Source organism: Yimella sp. cx-51, from assembly GCF_017654605.1.
Taxonomy (GTDB): Bacteria; Actinomycetota; Actinomycetes; order Actinomycetales; family Dermatophilaceae; genus Yimella.
The window spans coordinates 2112958-2133985 of record NZ_CP072113.1; the positions used below are offsets into that span (position 1 = coordinate 2112958).

Here is a 21028-nt window from a genome sequence, read left to right on the forward strand (position 1 = left end):
AATGTTCTTCCTCGTTGCGCCATTAGCTCAATTGGCAGAGCAGCTGACTCTTAATCAGCGGGTTTGGGGTTCGAGTCCCTGATGGCGCACCAGACGAAGAGGCCGAACGCATTGTCGTTCGGCCTCTTTCGCTTCTCAGGACCCCTTCCCTTGACGCCGCCAGTGTGATGCATTCCACAGCACCTGGCAGGATGGCGCAACGTGCGTGCTCTTGCGAAAACACATGCCGGTCCTGGACTCAAGCTGATCGACGTCCCGGAACCAAGCGTCGGCGCTGACGAGGTGAAGATCCGGGTGCTGCGCGCCGGACTCTGCGGCACCGACCTCCACCTGGAGCAATGGGACGAGTGGGCGGCCTCTGTCGTCCACCCACCGTTGGTGATTGGTCACGAGTTCTACGGCGAGGTGACCGAGATCGGGCCGGGCGTCACGAGCGTGCAGGTGGGCCAGCGGGTCTCCGGCGAAGGGCATGTCGTCTGCAACGAGTGCCGCAACTGCCGCGCCGGCCGCCGGCAGGTGTGCATCCGCACCAACAGCGTCGGGGTGAACCGCGACGGCGCCTTCGCCGACTACGTGGTGATCCCCGCGTCCAACGTGTGGGTACAGCCGGACGACATCGATCCCGATCTCGGCGCTGTCTTCGATCCGCTCGGCAATGCAACGCACACCGCGTTGTCCTTCCCGATGGCCGGCGAGGACGTGCTGATCACCGGCGCCGGACCCATCGGGGTCATGGCCACCGCGATCGCCAAACACGTCGGTGCGCGCCATGTCGTGGTCACCGACGTCTCCGACAGCCGCCTCGACCTTGCCAAGGCCGCGGGCGCCGACCGAGTCGTCAACGTCGCCCAGCAGCGCATCGCCGACACCCAACGCGATCTGGGCATGCGCGAAGGATTCGACGTCGGCCTGGAGATGTCGGGCAACCCGCAGGCGATGGCCGAGATGATCGACAACATGAATCACGGCGGGCGCATCGCGATGCTCGGCCTGCCCAAGGACGACTTCCCGGTCAACTGGGGACGCGTCATCACGCACATGCTGACCATCAAGGGCATCTACGGCCGCGAGATGTACGACACCTGGTACGCGATGAGTTCGATGCTGTCGACCTCGCCGCACCTGAAACAGGCCGTGCAGTCGGTCATCACCCACCGCTTCCCCGCGGAGCAGTGGCAGCAAGCCTTCGAAACCGCACGCTCAGGTCAGTGCGGCAAAGTGATCATGGACTGGAGCTGAGCAATATGTACGCCTTCAAGGACGAACTCGTCGAGACACTGCGCGACATCGAGGACGCGGGCCTGACCAAGCGCGAGCGCGAGCTCACCACCCCGCAGTCGTCCCACATCGCCACCACCTCCGGCGATGCCCTGAACTTCTGCGCGAACAACTATCTCGGCCTGGCCGACCATCCCGAAGTGGTCGAGGCCGCACGAGACGCGTTGCAGGAGTGGGGATTCGGCATGGCCAGCGTCCGCTTCATCTGCGGTACGCAGAGCCAGCACCGCGACCTCGAACGCGAACTCGCCGACTTCAGCGGCACCGACGACGCCATCCTCTACTCTTCCTGCTTCGACGCCAACGGCGGCGTTTTCGAGGTGCTCTTCGAGGCGCAGGACGCGATCATCTCCGACGAGTTGAACCACGCCTCGCTGATCGACGGCATCCGGCTGAGCAAGGCTGCCCGCTATCGCTACAAGAACGCCGACATGGATGACCTGCGGGCTCAGTTGGAGGCTGCCAAGGGCGCCCGACGCACGGTGATCGTCACCGACGGTGTCTTCTCGATGGACGGCTACTACGCGCCGCTGGAGCAGATCTGCGACCTCGCCGACGAGTACGGCGCGCTGGTGCTCGTTGACGACTCCCACGCCGTCGGTTTCGTCGGTGAACACGGACGCGGCACGCCTGAGCACTGCGGCGTGATCGACCGGGTCGACATCATCACCGGGACGCTCGGCAAGGCGCTCGGCGGGGCATCCGGTGGCTACGTCGCCGCACCGAAGGAGATCGTCGACCTGCTGCGGCAGCGTTCACGGCCCTACCTGTTCTCCAACGCCGTCGCTCCGTCGGTGGTCGCCGGATCACGCAAGGCGCTCGCGCTCGCGCGCTCCTCCGACGAGGGCCGCAAGCAGCTGCGGGACAACTCCGCGCTCTTCCGGTCGCTGATGACCGACGCCGGGTTCGAACTCCTGCCCGGCTCCCACCCGATCACTGCGGTGATGTTCCCCGGTGAGGACGGCGCCCGCACGGCAGCCCAGATCGCCGACGCGATGCTGCAACGCGGGGTCTACGTGATCGCGTTCTCCTACCCGGTGGTGCCCAAAGGCAAGGCGCGCATCCGCGTGCAGTTGTCAGCCGCGCATTCCGAGCAGGACGTCCGCACGTGTGTGGACGCGTTCGTCCAGGCCCGCGCAGAGGTCGTCAAGGACTGAGCCGTCTGCACACGACAGCGGCCGGTCTCACCTCTCAGAGGTAGAGACCGGTCGCTTCGTTGCTGACCCGTTTGGCGGCCACGGCGTGCAGGTCACGCTCACGCAGGAGGGTGTAGGTGCGTCCCTGCAGCTCGACCTCGGCCTTCTCCTCTGGGTCGTACAGCACGCGATCGCCCAGGACGACCTGCCGAACGTGCTGACCGACCGCGACGACCTCGGCCCAGCCCAATCGCTTGCCCATCGCCGCCGTGGCGGGGATGACGATGCCGCCGCCGGAGCGACGCTCTCCACTCTCGCCGTCGGTCTTCACCAACAGGCGGTCGTGCAGCATCCGGATCGGAAGAGTCGGCTCCTCAGCCACGCGCGCGGCGGATGAGCCCCAGCGCGAGCAGCACTGCACCAAGACCGCCCACCGCGATGCCGAGCTTGTCGCCGGCAACATCGCCTTCGGGGGTGCGCGTGGCTTCGCTCGCCTTGAGCTTCACCGTCTCGACCTGCCGCTTGGCGATCTCCCGCGGCTGCGCCCGGAAGGCGAGCTCGTCAATGGTGCCTGCCAGACGCTGACGGGACGCCTGGAGTTCGGCCTCGATCTCCTTGGCGCTCTTCGGTGCCGGCTTGTCGGCCATGGGGTTGCTCCTTGAGGTGTGTGGACTGCCTGAGACGATAACGCAGGAACACCCGCCAGTAGCCCAGGAGGACCTCATGACCCGTCTCACCGTCGGTGAACCTGCACCAGCCTTCACCCTCACCTCGGACGAGGGCAAGCAAATCTCGCTGGACGACTACCGCGGACGGCACCTCATCATCTTCTTCTACCCGGCCGCGATGACCCCCGGGTGCACCAAGGAAGCCTGCGATTTCCGCGACAGCCTCACCGGTCTGACCGAAGCCGGTTACGACATCGTCGGCATCTCCCCCGACCCGGTCGCCAAGCTGACGAAGTTCGTGGAACAGGAGTCGCTGACCTACCCGCTGCTGTCGGACGAGGACAAGTCGACGCTGGAGGCATATGGCGCCTACGGCGAGAAGAAGCTCTACGGCAAGACTGTCGTCGGGGTCATCCGCTCGACGATCGTCGTCGACCCCGAGGGCAAGGTCGAGCTCGCAAAGTACAACGTGAAGGCCACCGGCCACGTCGCGTCGCTCAAGAAGGCCCTCAAACTCGACTGATCACGGTTTCGTGAGGTCGTACCGCGGCGGCTAGTCTGTCGCGGTCAGCGCGAGTGGCGGAATTGGCAGACGCACCAGGTTTAGGTCCTGGCGCCTTCGGGTGTGGGGGTTCGAGTCCCCCCTCGCGCACCACAAACGCGGCCTCTGTTCGCAGACGCGCTAGTTGCAACTGCCGCGTGTGCGAACAGGGGCCGCATTTGCTGCTGGAACCGCCGCGTTTGTCTCAGGGTGCTCCCCAGCCGGGCGGTCTCAGCCGAGAAGTCGGACGAGCGTCGGCAGGAGGGCCCGGAAGGCCTGGCCGCGGTGCGACGCCGCGTGCTTCTCGGCCGCGGTGTACTCCGCGAAGGTACGTCCGTCAGGGAGCTCAAAGATCGGGTCGTAACCAAAACCGTTGGTACCCCGCTGGTTTCGGGTCAGGCGGCCGTCCACGGTGCCTGTCGCCGAGTGGAGTTCCCCGCCGGGCATCGCGAGCACGACGGAGCACTCGAAGCGGGCGACCAGCTTGTCGGCCGGCACGTCGGCCGTCTGCGCGAGCAGCAGGTCGATGTTCGCCTGGTCGTCGCCGTGACGGCCCGCCCAGCGCGCGCTGAAGACTCCGGGGCTGCCACCGAGGACGTCCACGGAGATACCCGAATCATCCGCAACCGCAGGCAGATTCAGCTTGTCGGCGGCGTACTTGGCTTTGAGGGTGGCGTTCTCGACGAAAGTGAGCCCGGTCTCGGGCACGTCGTCGAGTTCAGGAAAGTCCCCCACGCCGACGACCCGCAGGCCGTCCAGTGACGGCTGCGAGTCGATGAGGCCCTGCAGGTCGGCGATCTTTCCGGCGTTGCGGGTCGCGAGCACGAGGGTGTCCATCAGCGGGAGCGCTCTCGCGCCGGAGCGTCCAGCGCTTCCTGCTGCAACGTGGTGAGGTCGGCGATGCCCTTGGCAGCCAGGTCGAGCAGCGCGTTCAACTCGTCGCGATCGAAGGGGGCGCCTTCGGCGGTGCCCTGCACCTCCACGAAACCACCGGCACCGGTCATGACGACATTCATGTCGGTCTCGGCGGTGGAGTCTTCCGGGTAGTCCAGGTCGAGCACCGGCACACCCTTGACCACGCCGACGCTGATGGCGGCGATCGAGCCCGTCAGCGGCTGGGCGGTCTTGGCGATCAAACCGCGCGCGCGGGCGTCCTCGATGGCATCGACCAGGGCGATGTAGGCGCCGGTGATTGACGCCGTACGAGTGCCGCCGTCGGCCTGGAGCACATCGCAGTCGAGCACGATTGTGTTCTCCCCCAACGCTTTTGTATCGATGATCGCGCGCAGGGAGCGTCCGATGAGGCGGGAGATCTCGTGGGTGCGCCCGCCCACCTTGCCCTTGCGCGATTCGCGATCGGAACGCGTGTTCGTCGAGCGCGGCAACATCTCGTACTCCGAGGTGACCCAGCCGGTGCCCTTGCCCTTCAACCAGCGCGGCACCCCTTCGGTGAAGGAGGCGGCGCACAGCACACGGGTCTTGCCGAACTCGATGAGCACGCTGCCTTCGGCGTGGTCGAGCCAGTTGCGGGTGATCTTGATGTCGCGCAGTTCGTCGTTCGCGCGTCCGTCGTGGCGGGTTGCTTCGGTCATACGGCCAGCGTAGGACCGCACCCGCCCTCACCTCGGGCCGCCCGAGGGTTCAGGCCAGCTCCTGGACGATCTCGCGCCGGTCGCCTTCCATGGTCACCGTCGCCAGGGCGCCGTTCACGAAGGACATGTACGGCGGCACGTGCCCGAAGTCGACGTCGGCGATGATCGGCAGGTCGAGCCTGGCAAGGGCGTCGATGACGGCTTCATCCTGAGTCATCGAGGCTGCGTCTGGTGCCGAGGTGCGCCCGATCAGGATGCCGTTCGCGTGCTCGAACCACCCGGCAAGACGCATGCCGTGCAATTGCCGGCAGACGTCGAAGGCGCTGTGCTCACAGACCTCCAGATACACCAGGAGGCCGTCGGCGGAGTGCTCACGGCCGAGGGCTGCGACATCGCCGAACGGCGTCCCCGCGAGCGGCGAGAGCACTTCGACGCAACCGCCGATCAGTCGGCCATGCAACGACAACTCGTCGGGTCCGTGCAACACCCGCCAGCCGGCCTTCTCGGTCAGCGCTTGCGTGGTGACGTACGGGTTGGTTGCCCAGTCGTCCCAGCCCGGCGCGCGATGGTGCGAACCTGCCGTCTGCACGAAGCTGTCGCTCACCGACAGGCCGGCGACGCGCCACCACGGCAGCAGCCGACGCGGAAGGTCGTAGGGGGTGTCCATGAGGTTCTGACCGTGCAACGTCGCGAGGCCGGTGCGCACCGTGAGCGCGAGCAACTGCGTGGAGGTGTCGCTGAACCCGACCAGCCAGGTCGGCTCGGCCGCGGCGATGGCCTCGTAGTCGAGCAGGTCAATGAGGTCGATCGCGGTTTCACCACCCCATGGCGGCACGATCGCACGGATCGCGGGGTCAGTGAGGAAGGCGTTGAGTTCGGCCGCACGTTCGGCCACGGGTGCACTGATGTGGTTGCCGCCACGCAGGCATGAACCCTCGACGACGCGAAAACCCTTGTCACGCAAGCACTTCATCGCAAAGTCGAGGCGGCCGTGCAGATCGGGAGCGACACCGGCAGAGGGCGCGGTGACCGCAATCGTGTCGCTGGGCCGCAACGGAGCGGGGTAGCGGATCATGCCCCCACACAATCGCGCGGGACCGCATGGACGCAACCGGGTTAGAGCTCGTACGCGCCGTCGGGCTCAGCGAGTTCGACGACACCGGCCCAGACCTCCGCAGCCTGTGCACGACAGACCTCGGCGTCGTTCCACGACGGAATGTGGGTCAGCATCAGCCGGCGCACTCCACCGGCAGCCACCGCAGCCTGCGCGGCGCGGCGACCGGTCAGGTGGATGTCGCGGACGGTGTCGCGCACCTCGCAGAAGGCTGCGTCGGCCAGCACCAGATCAGCACCCGTCATGAGCGGCCCGAGCGCCGGGGTGGAGTCGGTGTCGCCGGTGTAGGCGAGCACCTTGCCGTCTGCCTCCACCCGGAAACCGAAGGCCTCGACCGGGTGATTGACCAAGGACGGAGTAAGCGTGAACGGTCCGACGGTGAACGACTGGCCCGAGACCACGGTGCGGAAGTCGAACTCCGAATCCATGCCGTGCGGATCGGCCGCTTCCGACAAGGTGACGCCATTGGCGCGCGACATACGAGCGGCAGTGTCCTGGGGTCCGTAGACCGGCACGCGAGGCAGCGGGCCGCGGGTCGGGTGGTACTTCGTGACGACGAACAGCCCGCACAGGTCGAGACAGTGATCGGGGTGCAGGTGGCTGACCACGATCGCGTCGATCGCATCGAGTTCGATGTGTCGCTGCAGCGCGCCGAGAGCACCGGGGCCGAGGTCGAGCACGAGATTCCACGTGCGGCCCTCCCACTCCGCCTGCACGAGGTAGCAGGACGCGGGTGAGTCGGGGCCGGCGAACGATCCGGAGCAGCCGATGACGGTCAGCTTCATGGGCCGACCTCGACCTGGTGGAAGTTGTTCTCGAAGACCTGATCGAATTCCGGACCGAGGCCGAGGAAGCGTTTGGACAAGCGGCGGAACTCCTCGGGATCACCGGTCGTGGTGAACGACAGGCCGGGCATGTCTTGGCTGGGCGCAGCGAGCAGGTCACCGTCGGCGAGCACGCGATAGACGTCCTTGGCGGTCTCTTCTGCTGAGGAGACCAACGTGACGCCGTCACCCATGACGTAGGAAATGGCGCCGGTCAGCAGCGGGTAGTGGGTGCAGCCGAGGACGAGGGTGTCGACTTCCTGCTGCTGCATCGGACGCAGATAGTCGCGCGCGACGTCCAGCAGTTCAGGGCCACTGGTGACGCCCGCTTCGACGAACTCCACGAAACGTGGGCAGGGACGCGAGGAGACCTGCAGTTGCGGGGCCGCCGCGAAGGCGTCCAGGTAGGCACCCGACTGGTGGGTGCCGGCGGTCGAGATGACCCCGACCCGGCCGTTGCGGGTGGCGCGCACGGCACGGCGGACGGCCGGTCGGATCACTTCGACCAAGGGCACGTCGTAGCGTTCGCGAGCGTCGTGCAATACCGCGGCGCTGGCGGTGTTGCACGCGATCACCAGGGCCTTGACGCCATGGGCGACCAACCGGTCGAGACATTCGAGCGCGAACTGCCGCGTCTCGGCGATGGGGCGGGGGCCGTACGGCGCACGTGCGGTGTCACCGAGATAGGCGATCGATTCGTGCGGCAACTGGTCGAGCACCGCGCGAGCGACGGTGAGGCCGCCGTACCCGCTGTCGAAGATTCCGATCGGTGCATCTGACACCGAACAAGGGTATGGCCGGGCGGTGACCGATCAGCAAAATTTCGACGTGGAAATGGTCACATCAGCGACGCACGAAGGGATTGCCCAAGGTGCCGATGTGCTGCACCTCCACCTCCACCCGCTGGCCCGGCTGAACCGGACCGATACCGGCCGGAGTGCCGGTGAGGATGACGTCGCCGGGCAGGAGGGTGAACGCCTGCGAGGCGTACGAGATGAGCGCGGGCACGTCGTGGATCATGTCGGCCGTCGTGCCGTCCTGCACGATCTCGCCGTCGACGCGGGTGGTGATCCGCAGGTCGGCCAGGTCGAGATCGGTCTCGATCCACGGTCCGAGCGGGCAGAAGGTGTCAAAGCCCTTGGCCCTCGACCACTGGTTGTCCGACTTCTGCAGGTCGCGCGCGGTGACGTCGTTGGCGCAGGTGTAACCGAAGATCGAGGCCGTCGCCTCCTCGACGGAGACGTCGCGGCACATCCTGCCGATGACCACGGCCACTTCGCCCTCGTAGTCGACGCGCTCCGACTGCGGCGGCATCACCACCGGGTCGTCCGGACCGACGACAGCAGTGTTGGGAATGAGGAACATCAGCGGCTCCTTCGGTGCTTCGCTCCCCATCTCACGCGCGTGCTCGGCGTAGTTCTTGCCGATGCCGATCACCTTTGAGCGTGGAATGACCGGCGCGAGCAGCCGCACCTCGTCCACGGTCGTGGTGACCCCGGTCAGTTCGATCCGCGTGTAGAGCGGGTCGCCGCTGATCTGGGCGATCTTGTGCCCCGCTCCGTCCACGAGTCCGAAGTGGGGGTCGTCTCCATCGGTGTATCGACAAATGCGCACCGTGACAGCCTACTGAGCCGCACCGGCCTTCGGTCCGTGCACCAAGGGCGTGACGGTGGCTGCCATGAGCGAGTACCCCGCGTCATTGGCGTGGATGTCGCCCTTGGAGCACATCCACGTGTGGCCGCAGATCATCGCGACATTGGTCGGAATGCCGTCGGCGCGCGGCGTCCAATCGGTGCTGCGGAATGCTGTGGCGACGTCAGCCAGACGCGCGCCACCGGCCTTGGCCCCGCCCGCGACGGCACTGTTCAACTGTGCCTGCAGAGCGGTCGACATCTGCGCCAGCGGCTTGTTGCCTGCCACCCAGAAGACCAGGAACGGGTTGTAGTAGTTGAGGACGACGATCTGCGTCTGTGCGCCCGCCGCGGCCCGCAGCGTGCGGACGATATGCGGCAGGTTGGCTGCAGCGGCGGTCATCCCCTGTTCCAGGCAGACGGAGTCGATCGCGCCGGTGCGGGCGACACATCGCTGGACGTCATTCGCGCCGATGTCGAGCGTGATGAGCCGCACCTTTCCCTTCGCCGCCCTGATCGTCTCGACCGCAGCCCCGAGCTGGCTGCGTCCACCGTCCGCATATGTGCACAGACTTCCGGCGATCAGGCTCGAGGAAGTTTCGCCGCTGCAGGCGAGGTTGACCAGTTTCACGCCGTGGTATTTCGACCGCAGCGATGAATAGACGCCGCCGACGTAACCGCCGCTCTTGTCGTCGCCGGCGCCCGGCTGATAGCCGGCTGCGAGCGAATCGCCAAGCGCCACATAGAGACCCGATTGCGCGTTCTGACCCGACTGGGCGTTCGGGTTGTCGGGCTTTGCCTGCGCGGCACTGGCAATGCCGGTGAGTGCGAGAACAGTGACACCGACGGCGGCGAAGGTGCGCTTCATGGATCCTCCAAAGGAATGTGACTCAGGTCACTGTGCCACCCCAGGCCGTCTCACGCCATGCCCTGCCGGGTGGACCGCACTAATCTGTGCCGCGTGGTGATCGAGTTGGAGGAGGCGCAGTGGCGCGTCACCGCGGCGTCCTACACCGCACGGGTCGACTCTCTCCTGGCCGACCACATCCACCGCCGCGATCGCGGGATCAAACACCCGATCGACGACTTCCTCTTCGAGTACTACCACCTCAAGCCCTCGCACCTACGCGTATGGCACCCCGGCGCGGGCGTCCTACTGCGTGGTGGCACCGAACGTACGGGCTGGCGCTTCTATCGTCCGGCCCTCGCTGGGGCGCAGGTCGACCTCGATGAATTCCGCGCGCGGCGATCCGGGGTGATCAGGTCTGCCCACGCCGTTCTCCGGGCCACGATCGACCGCCCGATGCAACTGTCGTGCTTCGGGATGCACGAGTGGGCGATGGCGTACCGCACCGCGCCGGAGCAGATGCGCCACACCCAGTTGCCGCTGCGTCTCGGTCATGCAGGTACCGACACGGTGGTGGAGGCGCACGAACTTCGCTGTACCCACTTCGACGCCTACCGTTTCTTCACCGATGACGCCACACCTCGCAACAACGCTGTGCTGCACCGCAGTTCGCAAGCCGACTTCGAACAACCCGGCTGCTTGCACGCAGGGATGGACCTCTACCGCTGGGCCTACTCGCTCAGCCCGGTGATGCCCAGCGAACTGCTGTTGCGCTGCTTCGAGCTCGCTCGTGACATCCGAGTGCTCGACATGCGCGCCTCCCCTTACGACGTGACGTCACTCGGTCACGCACCCGTCGCCGTCGAGACGTCAGAAGGCAAGGCCGAGTACGTACGTCAGCAACGGGAGTTCGCCGGGCGTGCACAGATCTTGCGGGCCAGCCTGCTGGAGGTCTGCCGGGCGGCGATGCCCGCTGCGCAGAAGTAGAGCGTCCGGGCCGGGCATCTGTTGTCCGCACGCAGGCGCATTGACATATTGACTCCATGACGACCGACCAGCCCACCCCGGCACTCGACCTGCTCGACGACGCGCACCGAGTGCTCCTGGTGCACGCCCACCCGGACGACGAGACCTTGGCAACCGGAGCCCTCATCGCCGAACTGGTCGATCAGGGGCGAGAGGTGCATGTGCTCACCTGCACCCGGGGCGAACGCGGCGAACTCATGCCCGGCGTCGCCGACGCGGTGACACCGGGGTCGGGTGAGTTCGTGCAGCTGCGGTTGGGTGAACTCGCGCGTGCACTGGAAGCTTTGGGCGTTGAGCACCACGCCTTCCTCGGCACGCGTCCGGCTCGCGGCCAGGAACTCCCGGACGAACGGGTTTACACAGATTCGGGAATGCAGTGGATACGCGAGGGACTGGCGGGCCCTGCCGAGGACGCAGGCGATGAATCATTCACTGCTGCAACGATTTCGGATGTGCTGGAGGATGCGCTGGCCTACGTCGACTCGACGCGTCCGGACGTCCTCATCTCCTACGACTCCGGCGGTGGTTATGGTCACCCTGACCATGTGAGAGCGCACGAGCTGACGAAGGTGATTGCCGAACACGCCGGCTTGCCGATGATCGAGGTCATCCCCCCGGGCCGTGACGTCGACGGCGATCCGGACGCTGTGCAGTGGCTGGAACTGCCGCACCACCTGACAACCGTGCAGCAGGCGTTGCGGGCACATGCCTCCCAGGTGCGCGTCGACGGCGCCAAGGTCGTGCACGTGGGCGGTCAACGCGAGCCCATCGTGACGACCGCCGGTTTGCGCACCGTCGATACCCCTCGTACGTAAGCTGCTGACATGACTGAATCGCGTGAGCTGCCCGCCCTCCCCGACGAATCCTGGTCGCGCGTGCTGTGCGTGGTCGCGCACCCCGACGACATGGAATACGGCGCATCCGCGGCGGTCGCCACGTGGGCCGAACGAGGTGTCGAAGTCAGCTATCTTCTGCTCACCAGTGGCGAGGCGGGCATGCAGACTCCGCCGGAGGACGTGGGCCCCGTGCGCGCGCAGGAGCAGCAACGCGCCTGCGACGCAGTTGGCGTCAGCAAGCTGACGATCCTCGACCACCCGGACGGCATGCTGATGCCGACGCTGGATCTGCGCCGCGACATCGCCCGGGTGATCCGCCAGGTGCGCCCCGATGCTGTGATCACGGCCAACTTCGACTTCGAGGCCTACGGCGGGCTGAACCAAGCAGACCACCGCGCCGCCGGCATCGCGACGGTCGACGCGGTGCGTGACGCCGACAACAACTGGGTCTTCCGCGAGCTCGCCGAGAACGAGGGCTTGCCCAAGTGGCACACCCAATGGCTGCTGGTCGCCGGCCATCCCGCGCCGACCCACGCCAAGTCGGTGGACGAAAAGGCAGTCGCCTCAGCCGTGGCATCGCTCGAATGCCACGAGGCCTACCTGGCCGACCTGCCCGGTCACCCGAAGCCGGCCGAGTTCATCCCGCAGATCCTTCAGCAGGGCGGCCAAGCAGCAGGCACGCAGTACGCCGTGCTCTTCAAGTCCTACGACCTGGGTGGCATCCCAGCTTCGAAGGACTGACTGGCTTCAGGGCCGACTCAGCGCGGGTTGATGCCCTTCTTCATCAGGCCGAAGGTGAAGGAGTCGACCAGCGCGAGCCAACTGGCATGCACGATGTTGGGCGCGACCCCCAGCGTCGTCCACGCGCTCTCGCCGTCGGTGGTTTCGATGAGCACTCGCGTGGTGGCGTCCGTGCCCACTGCGGCGTCGAGGATGCGCACCCGGAAGTCGATGAGTTCGAGCGAGTTCAGCTCCGGGTAGGTGGCTGAAAGCGCTTGTCGCAGAGCGTGATCGAGTGCGTTGACCGGGCCGTTGCCCTCGCCGGTCGCCACATGGCGCTTCCCCGCCGCGCACAACTTCACGGTCGCTTCGGCAAGCGCTGGACGTTCGTCGTTCCAGGAGTCGGTGATACAACGCCACGACTCGGTGGTGAAGTACTCCAGGCGTCCGCCGTCGACCTCCTCCTTGAGCAGCAATTCGAACGATGCGTCGGCGGCGTCGAAGGTCCAGCCCTGCTGCTCCAGCTCCTTGACCCGCTGCACCACCCTCGCGAGGAGTTCGGGTTGCCCGGCGAGGTCGTAGCCGAGTTCCTTGCCCTTAAGTTCGATGCTGGCGCGGCCCGCCATGTCGGAGACGAGGGTGCGCATCGAGTTGCCGACCGCGGCCGGGTCGATGTGTTGGTAGAGGTCGGGGTCGACCCGCAGCGCGGAGGCGTGCAGGCCGGCCTTGTGTGCGAAGGCACTCGCTCCGACGTAGGGCTGGCGTCCGTGCGGCGCAATGTTGGTGACTTCGCTGATGGCGTGGCTGAGGTGGAGGGCATTTTGCAGCCGCTCCGGATCAATCACGTCGCGGCCGAGCTTGAGTTGCAGATTGCTGACCACCGTGACCAGGTCGGCATTGCCGGTGCGTTCGCCGTAGCCGTTGACGGTGCCCTGCACATGCATGGCACCGGCCTGGACGGCCGCGATCGAGTTCGCGACGGCGCACCCGGTGTCGTTGTGACAGTGGATGCCGAGGTCTGCGCCACTGGCGTGCTGCACCTTCTGGACGATGTCGCCGAGTTGGGTGGGCAACATGCCGCCGTTGGTGTCGCACAGTGCTACGACCGATGCGCCGGCCTCGGTGGCCACCCGGATCACCTCGAGCGCATAGGTCGGGTCTGCGAGGTAACCGTCGAAGAAGTGCTCGGCGTCGACGAAGACCTCACGGCCCTCGCGCACCAACAACTCGACCGTGTCGCGCACCATCGCGAGGTTCTCCTCCAGCGAGGTACGCAGAGCGTGGTGCACGTGCCGGACGTGTGACTTGGCAACGAGCGTGACCACCGGTGTGCCTGCGTCCAGCAGCGCGCGCACCTGGGGGTCGTCGGCGGCTACGGCGTGCGCCTTGCGTGTCGAGCCGAAGGCCGCGAGCTGGGCGTTGCGGAGCGTGAGTTCACCCCCGGCGGCCCGCCGGAAGAACTCGGTGTCCTTGGGGTTTGCGCCCGGCCAACCACCCTCGATGAAGCCGACGCCGAGGTCGTCGAGGTAGCCGGCGATGGTGAGTTTGTCTGCGACCGAGAGGTTGAGTCCCTCTTGTTGCGCGCCGTCACGCAGGGTCGTGTCGTAGACGTGGAAGGCGCTCATCGCGGGTCCTTGTCAGTGGTGGGGCCGGTGTTCCGCCGGGCCCCGGCTCTTTCGCCTCGCGCCGGGTGTGGGTGGCCCGGCAAACGAAAAACCTCCCGGGGTAACGGGAGGTTGCGCGCCGAGCCGGGCCCGACGCGCTAGCAAATAATGAGAACGGTGGTGACCGCTCGACCCATGTTTGCCATGCGCAGAGTTTGGTCTGTTCCTGCAGATTGTTCAAGGCGTAGAACGATTCGTCTCGAATGCTGGCCCCTATGTCGAAGGCGACATGCGAACGGACCTGCCCCGGGCTGCTGCAGGTCAGGTCCGTTCGCGTGGTCGGCTTCGAGCAGGTCAGGCGAGGCGGGTCATCCAACCGTGCTTGTCCTCGGTGCGGCCGTACTGGATGTCGAGCAGGGTCTTGCGGATCTTCAACGCGATCTCGTCGTCGTGACCGTCGCGTCGGTGGTCGACCGAGCCGCCGTCCCACTTCAGTTCGCCGACCGGCGTGACGACAGCAGCGGTGCCGCACGCGAAGATCTCGACGATCTCACCGGAGGCGGCGGCGTCCTTCCATTCCTGGATCGGGATGCGGCGCTCCTCCGGGTGCAACCCGAGCTCCTTGGCAATTTCAAGGATCGAGCTGCGGGTAACACCTTCGAGGATGGTGCCGGTGAGCTCGGGCGTGACGATGCGGCCGTCCTTGTAGACGAAGAAGAGGTTCATGCCCCCGAGTTCTTCGATGTAGGTGTGCGTCGAGGAGTCGAGGAAGACCGCCTGATCGCAACCGGCCGCCAGGCCCTCCATCTGACCGGCCAGCGACGAGGCGTAGTTGCCGCCGCACTTGGCCGCACCGGTGCCGCCTTCACCCGCACGGGCGTAGTCGGTGGAGATCCACAGCGAGACCGGCTTCACCCCACCGGAGAAGTACGCACCAGCGGGCGAGGCGATCACGCAGTAGGTGACCTCGTTGGCCGGGCGCACACCCAGAAAAGCCTCGGACGCGAACATGAACGGGCGCAGGTACAACGACGCTTCGGAGCCGTCGGCCGCCTCCGGCACCCAATCCTGGTCGAGCTTCACCAGCGCGCGCAGCGACTCGATGAAGTCGTCTTCGGGCAGCACCGGCAGGGCCAATCGCGTTGCGCTGCGGGCGAACCGGGCCGCGTTGGCCTCCGGACGGAAGGTCCAGACCGAGCCGTCGGCGTGCCGGTAGGCCTTCATGCCCTCAAAGATCTCCTGGGCGTAGTGGAGCACTGCAGCAGCCGGGCTGATCGCGATCGGGCCGTAGGCGGCGACCTTCGCGTCGTGCCATCCGTCGTCCTTGGTCCACGTCGCCAGCGCCATGTGGTCGGTGAAGTGATTGCCGAAACCCGGGTTGGCCAGCACCGCCGAGCGATCGGCATCGCTGGCGCGGTCTGGCCGCTCGGTGACGTTGAAGGTCAAGGACATCGGGAATCTCCTTCGGGGAGCCGGTCGCGCGATCGGTGAGCAGCGACCTGTGGGACGAGGGTGTGACTCAGATTACGCCGAGCCCCTTCGCGCCCGGAAACGGGCACACAAGGGGCTCGGTGCGGGATCGTTTGGTGCTCAGGCGAGGGCCGCAACGATCGCGTCGCCGACCTGCGAAGTCGAGCGCGACTCGGTGCCACGGGCCGCGAGGTCGGCGCTCACGGCCGCCTCGATGCGGGCAGCTTCGTCCGCGCGACCGAGGTGCTGCAGCAGCATCGCGACCGACAACACAGTCGCGGTGGGGTCGGCCTTGCCCTGACCGGCGATGTCAGGGGCCGAGCCGTGCACCGGCTCGAACATGCTGGGCGCGCTGCCCTCGGGGTTGATATTTCCCGATGCCGCCAGGCCGATGCCACCGGTGATCGCAGCGGCGAGGTCGGTCACGATGTCGCCGAAGAGGTTGTCAGTGACGATGACATCGAAGCGGCTCGGGTCTTGCACCAGGTAGATGGTGGCCGCATCGATGTGGGCGTAGTCATGGGTGACGTTCGGGAACTCCTGACCGACTTCCTCCACGGTGCGGCGCCAGAGGTGACCGGCGTAGGAGAGCACATTGTGCTTGTGCAGCAGGGTGAGCTTCTTGCGCTCACGGCTCTGCGCCCGGGCGAAGGCGTCGCGCACGACGCGCTCGGCACCGAACCGGGTGTTGACGCTCACCTCGGTGGCGAGTTCGTTGGTGGTGCCGACCCGCAGCGCACCCCCGTTGCCGGTGTACGGCCCCTCCGTGCCCTCGCGCACCACGACAAAGTCGATACCTTGCGGCGCAACGGAATCCAGGTCGAGCGGGCTGGCCACCCCCGGGAAGACCTTGGCCGGCCGCAGGTTGATGTAGTGGTCGAGCTCGAACCTGATGCGCAGCAACAGCTGGCGTTCCAGCAGTCCGCTCGGGACGCTCGGATCGCCGATGGCGCCCAGGAGGATCGCATCGTGGCCGCGCAGCTCCTCCAGCACCGAGTCGGGCAGCACCTCACCGCTGGCGTGCCAGCGCTTGGCGCCCAGGTCGTACTGCGTTGCGACGACCTCGGCGTCGGTGACGGCGTCGAGCACCTTGAGTCCTTCGGCCACCACCTCGGGGCCGATGCCGTCGCCGCCGATGACGGCCAGATTGATGGTGTCAGCAGTCGCAGTCTCGCTCATGGCTCCATGCTAGATAACCGTCTTGCATCGTGGTACGCCTATCTCATATTTCGTCGGCTGCATAGCGAACGGCCCGGTGACACGTGGTCACCGGGCCGTTCGAAGCACCGTGGCTCAGTCGCGCAGGTCCATCGACTCCTGGAGTGCGCGGCGGGCGTCCATCTGCTCTTCGGTCATACTCATCAACCCTCGTGGAATGCATTGCCCTGCAGGGCAACTGGTGAACTTTTCTGGCCTCGGACGGTGGTGCGGGGGTTGTGCGCTCGCCGGCCGATCTCAGCTGCGTCCGGACGTGATCGACGCCGGACGCAGCCGATGTTACTCGCCGGTTCGATGTGTGTGAACCGGCTTTCACGGATTATTCGGAAATCAGCGTGCTGCCGAACCCTCGACGTAGTCGGAGTCGGTTGCGCCGTCCTTGATCCAGCTCATCAGACCGCGCAGCTTCTTTCCGGTCGCCTCGATCGGGTGCGAGGCGCCCTTCTCACGCAGTGCCTTGAACTCCGGCGCGCCGGCGTCCTGGTCGTCGATGAAGCGCTTGGCGAAGGCGCCGTTCTGGATGTCGGCCAGCACGTCCTTCATGTTCTCCTTGACCCGCTCGTCGATGACGCGCGGACCGGAGACGTAGTCGCCGTACTCAGCGGTGTCGGAGATGGACCAGCGCTGCTTTGCGATGCCGCCCTCGACCATGAGGTCGACGATGAGCTTGAGCTCGTGCAGGCACTCGAAGTAGGCGACCTCGGGCTGGTAGCCGGCCTCGATGAGCGTCTCGAAGCCGTACTGCACCAGCTGCGACGCGCCACCACAGAGCACCGCCTGCTCACCGAACAGGTCGGTCTCGGTCTCCTCGGTGAAGGTGGTCTTGATGCCGCCGGCACGCAGGCCGCCGATCGCGGAGGCGTACGACTTGGCGATGTCCCAAGCCTTACCCGAAGCGTCCTGCTCCACGGCCAGCAACACCGGAACGCCGCGGCCGTCGACGTACTCACGACGCACGAGGTGACCCGGGCCCTTCGGCGCGACCATGATCACGTCGTTGTCGGTGCCCGGCTTGATGTAGTCGAAGCGGATGTTGAAGCCGTGGCTGAAGAGCAGCACGTCGCCGGACTCCAGGTTGGGCTCGATCTCCTGCGCGTACAGTCCGCGCTGCACCTGGTCGGGAGCCAGGATCACGATGAAGTCGGACGCCTTGACCGCCTCGGAGACCGGCAGGACCGTGAGGCCCTCGGCCTCGGCCTTGGCCACCGAGCTCGAACCGTCGCGCAGGCCGACGACGACCTGGACGCCGGAGTCGCGCAGGTTGAGCGCGTGCGCGTGCCCCTGGCTGCCGTAACCGATGACCGCAACCTTGCGGCCCTGGATCACCGACAGGTCGGCGTCCTCGTCGTAGAACATCTCAGCCACTTCTGGTCTCTCCTTGAATTGCGGGACTGTCTTGTGAGAAGCGTTGTGGATCTTGGGTTTTCAGCTGGCCTTGCGAGCACGATCGGTGATCGAGCGGCCACCGCGGCCGACGGCCACCAGGCCCGACTGCACCAGTTCGCGGACGCCGTAGGGCTCCAGCACCTCCAGCAGCGCGGCCAGCTTGCCCGGCGTACCGGTGGCCTCGAGCACCACCGAGTCGACACTCACGTCGACGACATTGCACCGGAACATCGTGGTCAGATCGAGGATCTGGCTGCGGGTGGCCGCGTCGGACCGCACCTTGATGAGCACGAGCTCGCGCTGCACGGAGGCGGTCTCCTCGAGCTCGACGACCTTGAGCACCTCGATCAGCTTGTTGAGCTGCTTGGTGACCTGCTCCAGCGCGTGCTCCTCGGCGTCGACGACGATCGTCATGCGCGAGATCTCGGCGTGCTCGGTCGGGCCGACGGCGAGGGAGTCGATGTTGAAACCGCGCCGCGAGATGAGACCGGCGATGCGCGCCAGCACACCGGGTTTGTCCTCCACCAGCACTGACAAGGTGTGCCGCGCCATCAGTTGTCTCCTCGTGCGTCCGTGCGATTGCTCATCATTCGCCTTCTTCCTCGCGGTCGAAGACCGGCGCCATGTTGCGCGCCATCGTCACCATGTCGTTGCTGACACCGGCGGGCACCATCGGCCACACCATCGCGTCGCGTTCGACGACGAAATCGATCACCACCGGGGCGTCGTTGATCTCCATCGCCTGTCGAATCACGGTGTCGACGTCCTCGGGACGCTCACACCGCAGCCCGACGCAGCCGTAGGCGTCCGCGAGCTTGACGAAGTCGGGCACCCGCGAGCCGACCGCGGTGTGCAGATCGGTGTTGGAGTAACGCTCGCCGTAGAAGAGCGTCTGCCACTGGCGCACCATGCCCAGCGAGCTGTTGTTGATGATCGCGACCTTGATCGGGATGTTGTTGATGACGCAGGTGGCCAACTCCTGGTTGGTCATCTGGAAGCAACCGTCACCGTCGACCGCCCACACCGTGCGCTCCGGCTCGGCGACCTTGGCGCCCATGGCCGCGGGCACCGCATAACCCATCGTGCCCAGGCCACCGGAGTTGAGCCAGGAGTTGGGACGCTCGTACTGCACGAACTGCGCGGCCCACATCTGGTGCTGCCCCACACCGGCGACGAAGGTGGCCTCCGGTCCGGCGATGGCACCGAGGCGCTCCAACACGTACTGCGGGGCGAGGGCGCCCGGGGTCTCCGGCTCGAGATAGCCCAGCGGGAAGTCGGCCTTCCACTTGGTCGTGCGCTCGCGCCACGCCGCGAAGTCGCCGACCGGACCGTTGGTCGAACGCAGCGTCTCCAGCAGGTCGAGGATGACCTCCTTGCAGTCACCCACGATCGGCACATCGGCCACTCGATTCTTGGAGATCTCGGCCGGATCGATGTCGGCGTGGATCACCTTCGCCTCGGGGGCGAACGAAGGCAGGTGTCCGGTCACCCGGTCGTCGAAGCGAGCCCCAAGCGTGACCAGCAGGTCGGATTTCTGCAGCGCCGTCACCGCAGCAACCGACCCGTGCATGCCGGGCATGCCGAGGTGGAGCGGGTGGCTGTCGGGCACGGCTCCGCGCGCCATCAGCGTGGTGACGACCGGAATGCCGGTGAGCTCGACCAGCTCACGCAGTTCCTTGGAAGCACCTGCGCGGATCACGCCACCGCCGACGTAGAGCACCGGGCTCTTGGCGGCACGGATGAGCTCGACCGCCGCACGAATCTGCTTGTGGTGCGGCTTGGTCACCGGGCGGTAACCCGGCAGGTCGATCACCGGCGGCCAGTGGAAGGTGCTCTTGCCGACGAGCGCGTCCTTGGTGATGTCGACCAGCACCGGGCCCGGACGTCCGCTGCTGGCCACGTGGAACGCCTCGGCGATCGCCTTGGGAATGTCGTCGGCGCTGGTGACGAGGTAGTTGTGCTTGCTCACCGGCATCGTGATGCCGCGGATGTCGGCTTCCTGGAAGGCGTCGGTGCCGATGACCGAGGAGCTCACCTGCCCGGTGATCGCAACCATCGGGACGGAGTCCATGTAGGCGTCCGCGATCGGCGTCACCAGGTTGGTCGCCCCCGGCCCACTGGTGGCCATGCACACGCCGACCTTGCCCGTGGCAGCGGCGTACCCCTGCGCGGCGTGGCCGGCGCCCTGCTCGTGGCGCACGAGAATGTGACGCACCTTGACCGAGTCGAGCAGCGGGTCGTAGGCGGGGAGGATCGCTCCACCCGGAATGCCGAAGACGGTGTCGACACCCACCGCTTCAAGGGCCAGAACCAGCGCCTGCGCGCCGGTGACGTCCGCTACTTCCTGGACACCCTGCGGAACTCGCGCCGCCACCTGGGACGGGGTCGGCATGTGAGCTGCGGGCCGGGACGCGGTGTTCGTCACCTCAACCACCTTCGTTTCGTTCGATTGTTCGGGCCTCGGACATGAAAAAACCCTCCGGCCCGAAGGCAGTGAGGGTCTGCGCGCCTGTCGAGCTCTTGCTCAGCGGGCGCGCTGGGGAAGTACGACAATCCGTGCCACGCCCTCGATTCTGGTCTGCTGACACTGAAGCGTCAACATTGTGAGACTGCTGTCTCAGCATGAGAGATCAGCCGCGGCCGACGAAGATGCTTCGCACCGAGGCGACGCCTGCGACCAGGTCGGCCCACCGCACCGGCACGTCGAGCACCGCGACCCCACTGGTGACGAAGTGGTCGCCGAAGTCGACTGCGGTGTTGTTCTCGGTCAGGCCGGCTGCAAGGGCCGGAACGCCGGGAGCGTGGCCCACGAGGACGACGGTGTGGGCCTCCTGCGGCGTCTCGCGCAGCACCTCCAGGAGATTGCGCGGCGGTGCCTCGTAGATGCGCTGTTCGTGGTCGACGATCGAGCCGGCGCCGGAGGTTTCCACCGCAGCCGCCCAGGTCTGCCGCGTCCTGGCGGAGGTGGAGCACCAGACGAAGTCCGGGCTGATGCTCTCCTGCTTCAGCCAGCGGCCGATCTCGGCGGCGTCACGCATGCCGCGCTCGGTGAGCTCGCGTTCGTGGTCGGGTCGGGTTCCGTGCGGCTCCGCCTTCGCGTGCCGCACCAGGACGAGGGTGCGCACATCACTCATGGG

General features: G+C 66.6%; 22 protein-coding genes and 2 tRNA genes. 8 read left to right on the top strand and 16 right to left on the bottom strand.

The window, feature by feature from the left end:
* Window positions 1–16 precede the first annotated feature (16 nt).
* The 3 genes from J5M86_RS10070 (at window position 17) to J5M86_RS10080 (ending at window position 2435) form a co-directional block, all read left to right on the top strand.
* Window positions 17–92: transfer RNA gene (locus tag J5M86_RS10070), tRNA-Lys, on the top strand.
* Between the two features lie 109 nt (window positions 93–201).
* Window positions 202–1239: an L-threonine 3-dehydrogenase gene (tdh, locus tag J5M86_RS10075; RefSeq protein WP_188060473.1), complete on the top strand. Its 1038-nt coding sequence runs from the start codon at window positions 202–204 to the stop codon at window positions 1237–1239.
* 5 nt (window positions 1240–1244) lie between these two features.
* The gene (locus J5M86_RS10080; protein WP_188060647.1) at window positions 1245–2435 is read left to right on the top strand and encodes a glycine C-acetyltransferase; all 1191 of its coding nucleotides are present in this window, start codon (window positions 1245–1247) and stop codon (window positions 2433–2435) included.
* 34 nt (window positions 2436–2469) lie between these two features.
* Here the strand turns inward: J5M86_RS10080 and J5M86_RS10085 are convergent, their stop codons facing one another.
* Together J5M86_RS10085 and J5M86_RS10090 are read right to left on the bottom strand one after the other, a co-directional pair.
* Complete coding sequence (locus tag J5M86_RS10085; RefSeq protein WP_244328567.1) at window positions 2470–2766, bottom strand: co-chaperone GroES; 297 nt, start codon at window positions 2764–2766, stop codon at window positions 2470–2472.
* A gap of 22 nt (window positions 2767–2788) precedes the next feature.
* Window positions 2789–3061 (bottom strand): DUF3618 domain-containing protein, encoded by a 273-nt coding sequence (locus J5M86_RS10090; protein WP_188060471.1) that lies wholly within the window; start codon window positions 3059–3061, stop codon window positions 2789–2791.
* Window positions 3062–3137: 76 nt separating this feature from the next.
* Between J5M86_RS10090 and bcp the strand changes: the two genes are divergently transcribed.
* Entirely contained in the window at window positions 3138–3605 is a 468-nt protein-coding gene (gene bcp, locus J5M86_RS10095; protein WP_188060470.1) for a thioredoxin-dependent thiol peroxidase, read from the top strand.
* A gap of 47 nt (window positions 3606–3652) precedes the next feature.
* Window positions 3653–3737 (top strand) — tRNA-Leu (locus tag J5M86_RS10100).
* 117 nt (window positions 3738–3854) lie between these two features.
* On the opposite strand, the gene rdgB is transcribed toward J5M86_RS10100, so the two are convergent.
* The 7 genes from rdgB to J5M86_RS10135 form a co-directional block, all read right to left on the bottom strand.
* Window positions 3855–4460 carry an RdgB/HAM1 family non-canonical purine NTP pyrophosphatase gene (rdgB, locus tag J5M86_RS10105; RefSeq protein ID WP_188060469.1) on the bottom strand — a complete coding sequence of 202 codons (606 nt, stop codon included), beginning with the start codon at window positions 4458–4460 and terminating at the stop codon, window positions 3855–3857.
* On the bottom strand, window positions 4460–5215 hold the full coding sequence (gene rph / locus J5M86_RS10110; protein ID WP_188060468.1) for a ribonuclease PH: 756 nt from the start codon (window positions 5213–5215) through the stop codon (window positions 4460–4462). Before rph ends, rdgB begins: the two co-directional genes overlap by 1 nt.
* 49 nt (window positions 5216–5264) lie before the next feature.
* Window positions 5265–6290 (bottom strand): S66 peptidase family protein, encoded by a 1026-nt coding sequence (locus J5M86_RS10115; protein ID WP_188060467.1) that lies wholly within the window; start codon window positions 6288–6290, stop codon window positions 5265–5267.
* Between the two features lie 41 nt (window positions 6291–6331).
* Complete coding sequence (locus J5M86_RS10120) at window positions 6332–7114, bottom strand: MBL fold metallo-hydrolase (RefSeq protein WP_188060466.1); 783 nt, start codon at window positions 7112–7114, stop codon at window positions 6332–6334.
* On the bottom strand, window positions 7111–7935 hold the full coding sequence (gene murI, locus J5M86_RS10125; RefSeq protein WP_188060465.1) for a glutamate racemase: 825 nt from the start codon (window positions 7933–7935) through the stop codon (window positions 7111–7113). Before murI ends, J5M86_RS10120 begins: the two co-directional genes overlap by 4 nt.
* A gap of 61 nt (window positions 7936–7996) precedes the next feature.
* Window positions 7997–8767 (bottom strand): fumarylacetoacetate hydrolase family protein, encoded by a 771-nt coding sequence (locus J5M86_RS10130; protein WP_188060464.1) that lies wholly within the window; start codon window positions 8765–8767, stop codon window positions 7997–7999.
* A gap of 9 nt (window positions 8768–8776) precedes the next feature.
* The gene (locus J5M86_RS10135; protein WP_188060463.1) at window positions 8777–9652 is read right to left on the bottom strand and encodes a GDSL-type esterase/lipase family protein; all 876 of its coding nucleotides are present in this window, start codon (window positions 9650–9652) and stop codon (window positions 8777–8779) included.
* Between the two features lie 93 nt (window positions 9653–9745).
* Between J5M86_RS10135 and J5M86_RS10140 the strand changes: the two genes are divergently transcribed.
* Genes J5M86_RS10140 through J5M86_RS10150 form a run of 3 tightly spaced genes read left to right on the top strand, consistent with a single transcriptional unit; the run spans window position 9746 to window position 12234 of the window.
* The gene (locus J5M86_RS10140; protein WP_370587333.1) at window positions 9746–10618 is read left to right on the top strand and encodes a 3-methyladenine DNA glycosylase; all 873 of its coding nucleotides are present in this window, start codon (window positions 9746–9748) and stop codon (window positions 10616–10618) included.
* A gap of 56 nt (window positions 10619–10674) precedes the next feature.
* Window positions 10675–11472 (top strand): PIG-L deacetylase family protein, encoded by a 798-nt coding sequence (locus J5M86_RS10145; RefSeq protein WP_188060462.1) that lies wholly within the window; start codon window positions 10675–10677, stop codon window positions 11470–11472.
* A gap of 9 nt (window positions 11473–11481) precedes the next feature.
* The gene (locus J5M86_RS10150) at window positions 11482–12234 is read left to right on the top strand and encodes a PIG-L deacetylase family protein (protein WP_188060461.1); all 753 of its coding nucleotides are present in this window, start codon (window positions 11482–11484) and stop codon (window positions 12232–12234) included.
* Window positions 12235–12251: 17 nt separating this feature from the next.
* On the opposite strand, the gene cimA is transcribed toward J5M86_RS10150, so the two are convergent.
* The 7 genes from cimA to J5M86_RS10185 form a co-directional block, all read right to left on the bottom strand.
* On the bottom strand, window positions 12252–13838 hold the full coding sequence (cimA, locus tag J5M86_RS10155) for a citramalate synthase (protein WP_188060460.1): 1587 nt from the start codon (window positions 13836–13838) through the stop codon (window positions 12252–12254).
* A 333-nt stretch (window positions 13839–14171) separates the two neighbouring features.
* A complete protein-coding gene (locus J5M86_RS10160) occupies window positions 14172–15269 on the bottom strand; it encodes a branched-chain amino acid aminotransferase (protein WP_188060459.1) in 1098 nt (365 codons plus the stop codon).
* A gap of 138 nt (window positions 15270–15407) precedes the next feature.
* Complete coding sequence (locus tag J5M86_RS10165) at window positions 15408–16466, bottom strand: 3-isopropylmalate dehydrogenase (RefSeq protein WP_188060458.1); 1059 nt, start codon at window positions 16464–16466, stop codon at window positions 15408–15410.
* Window positions 16467–16835: 369 nt separating this feature from the next.
* Window positions 16836–17870, bottom strand: a complete 1035-nt coding sequence (gene ilvC, locus J5M86_RS10170; RefSeq protein ID WP_305847081.1) for a ketol-acid reductoisomerase — start codon at window positions 17868–17870, stop codon at window positions 16836–16838.
* A 60-nt stretch (window positions 17871–17930) separates the two neighbouring features.
* Window positions 17931–18443 carry an acetolactate synthase small subunit gene (gene ilvN, locus J5M86_RS10175; protein ID WP_188060457.1) on the bottom strand — a complete coding sequence of 171 codons (513 nt, stop codon included), beginning with the start codon at window positions 18441–18443 and terminating at the stop codon, window positions 17931–17933.
* A 34-nt stretch (window positions 18444–18477) separates the two neighbouring features.
* Window positions 18478–20283, bottom strand: a complete 1806-nt coding sequence (locus J5M86_RS10180; protein ID WP_188060644.1) for an acetolactate synthase large subunit — start codon at window positions 20281–20283, stop codon at window positions 18478–18480.
* A 238-nt stretch (window positions 20284–20521) separates the two neighbouring features.
* Window positions 20522–21025: a histidine phosphatase family protein gene (locus J5M86_RS10185; RefSeq protein WP_188060456.1), complete on the bottom strand. Its 504-nt coding sequence runs from the start codon at window positions 21023–21025 to the stop codon at window positions 20522–20524.
* Between the last annotated feature and the right edge of the window lie 3 nt (window positions 21026–21028).

Excerpts from the sequence above, each read along its gene's own strand:
- J5M86_RS10080 (WP_188060647.1), top strand. The coding sequence starts at position 1,245 with ATGTACGCCTTCAAGGACGAACTCGTCGAGACACTGCGCGACATCGAG.
- J5M86_RS10085 (WP_244328567.1), bottom strand. The coding sequence starts at position 2,766 with ATGCTGCACGACCGCCTGTTGGTGAAGACCGACGGCGAGAGTGGAGAG.
- J5M86_RS10090 (WP_188060471.1), bottom strand. The coding sequence starts at position 3,061 with ATGGCCGACAAGCCGGCACCGAAGAGCGCCAAGGAGATCGAGGCCGAA.
- bcp (WP_188060470.1), top strand. The coding sequence starts at position 3,138 with ATGACCCGTCTCACCGTCGGTGAACCTGCACCAGCCTTCACCCTCACC.
- rdgB (WP_188060469.1), bottom strand. The coding sequence starts at position 4,460 with ATGGACACCCTCGTGCTCGCGACCCGCAACGCCGGAAAGATCGCCGAC.
- rph (WP_188060468.1), bottom strand. The coding sequence starts at position 5,215 with ATGACCGAAGCAACCCGCCACGACGGACGCGCGAACGACGAACTGCGC.
- J5M86_RS10115 (WP_188060467.1), bottom strand. The coding sequence starts at position 6,290 with ATGATCCGCTACCCCGCTCCGTTGCGGCCCAGCGACACGATTGCGGTC.
- J5M86_RS10120 (WP_188060466.1), bottom strand. The coding sequence starts at position 7,114 with ATGAAGCTGACCGTCATCGGCTGCTCCGGATCGTTCGCCGGCCCCGAC.
- J5M86_RS10135 (WP_188060463.1), bottom strand. The coding sequence starts at position 9,652 with ATGAAGCGCACCTTCGCCGCCGTCGGTGTCACTGTTCTCGCACTCACC.
- J5M86_RS10145 (WP_188060462.1), top strand. The coding sequence starts at position 10,675 with ATGACGACCGACCAGCCCACCCCGGCACTCGACCTGCTCGACGACGCG.
- J5M86_RS10150 (WP_188060461.1), top strand. The coding sequence starts at position 11,482 with ATGACTGAATCGCGTGAGCTGCCCGCCCTCCCCGACGAATCCTGGTCG.
- cimA (WP_188060460.1), bottom strand. The coding sequence starts at position 13,838 with ATGAGCGCCTTCCACGTCTACGACACGACCCTGCGTGACGGCGCGCAA.
- J5M86_RS10160 (WP_188060459.1), bottom strand. The coding sequence starts at position 15,269 with ATGTCCTTGACCTTCAACGTCACCGAGCGGCCAGACCGCGCCAGCGAT.
- J5M86_RS10165 (WP_188060458.1), bottom strand. The coding sequence starts at position 16,466 with ATGAGCGAGACTGCGACTGCTGACACCATCAATCTGGCCGTCATCGGC.
- ilvN (WP_188060457.1), bottom strand. The coding sequence starts at position 18,443 with ATGGCGCGGCACACCTTGTCAGTGCTGGTGGAGGACAAACCCGGTGTG.
- J5M86_RS10180 (WP_188060644.1), bottom strand. The coding sequence starts at position 20,283 with ATGCCGACCCCGTCCCAGGTGGCGGCGCGAGTTCCGCAGGGTGTCCAG.
- J5M86_RS10185 (WP_188060456.1), bottom strand. The coding sequence starts at position 21,025 with ATGAGTGATGTGCGCACCCTCGTCCTGGTGCGGCACGCGAAGGCGGAG.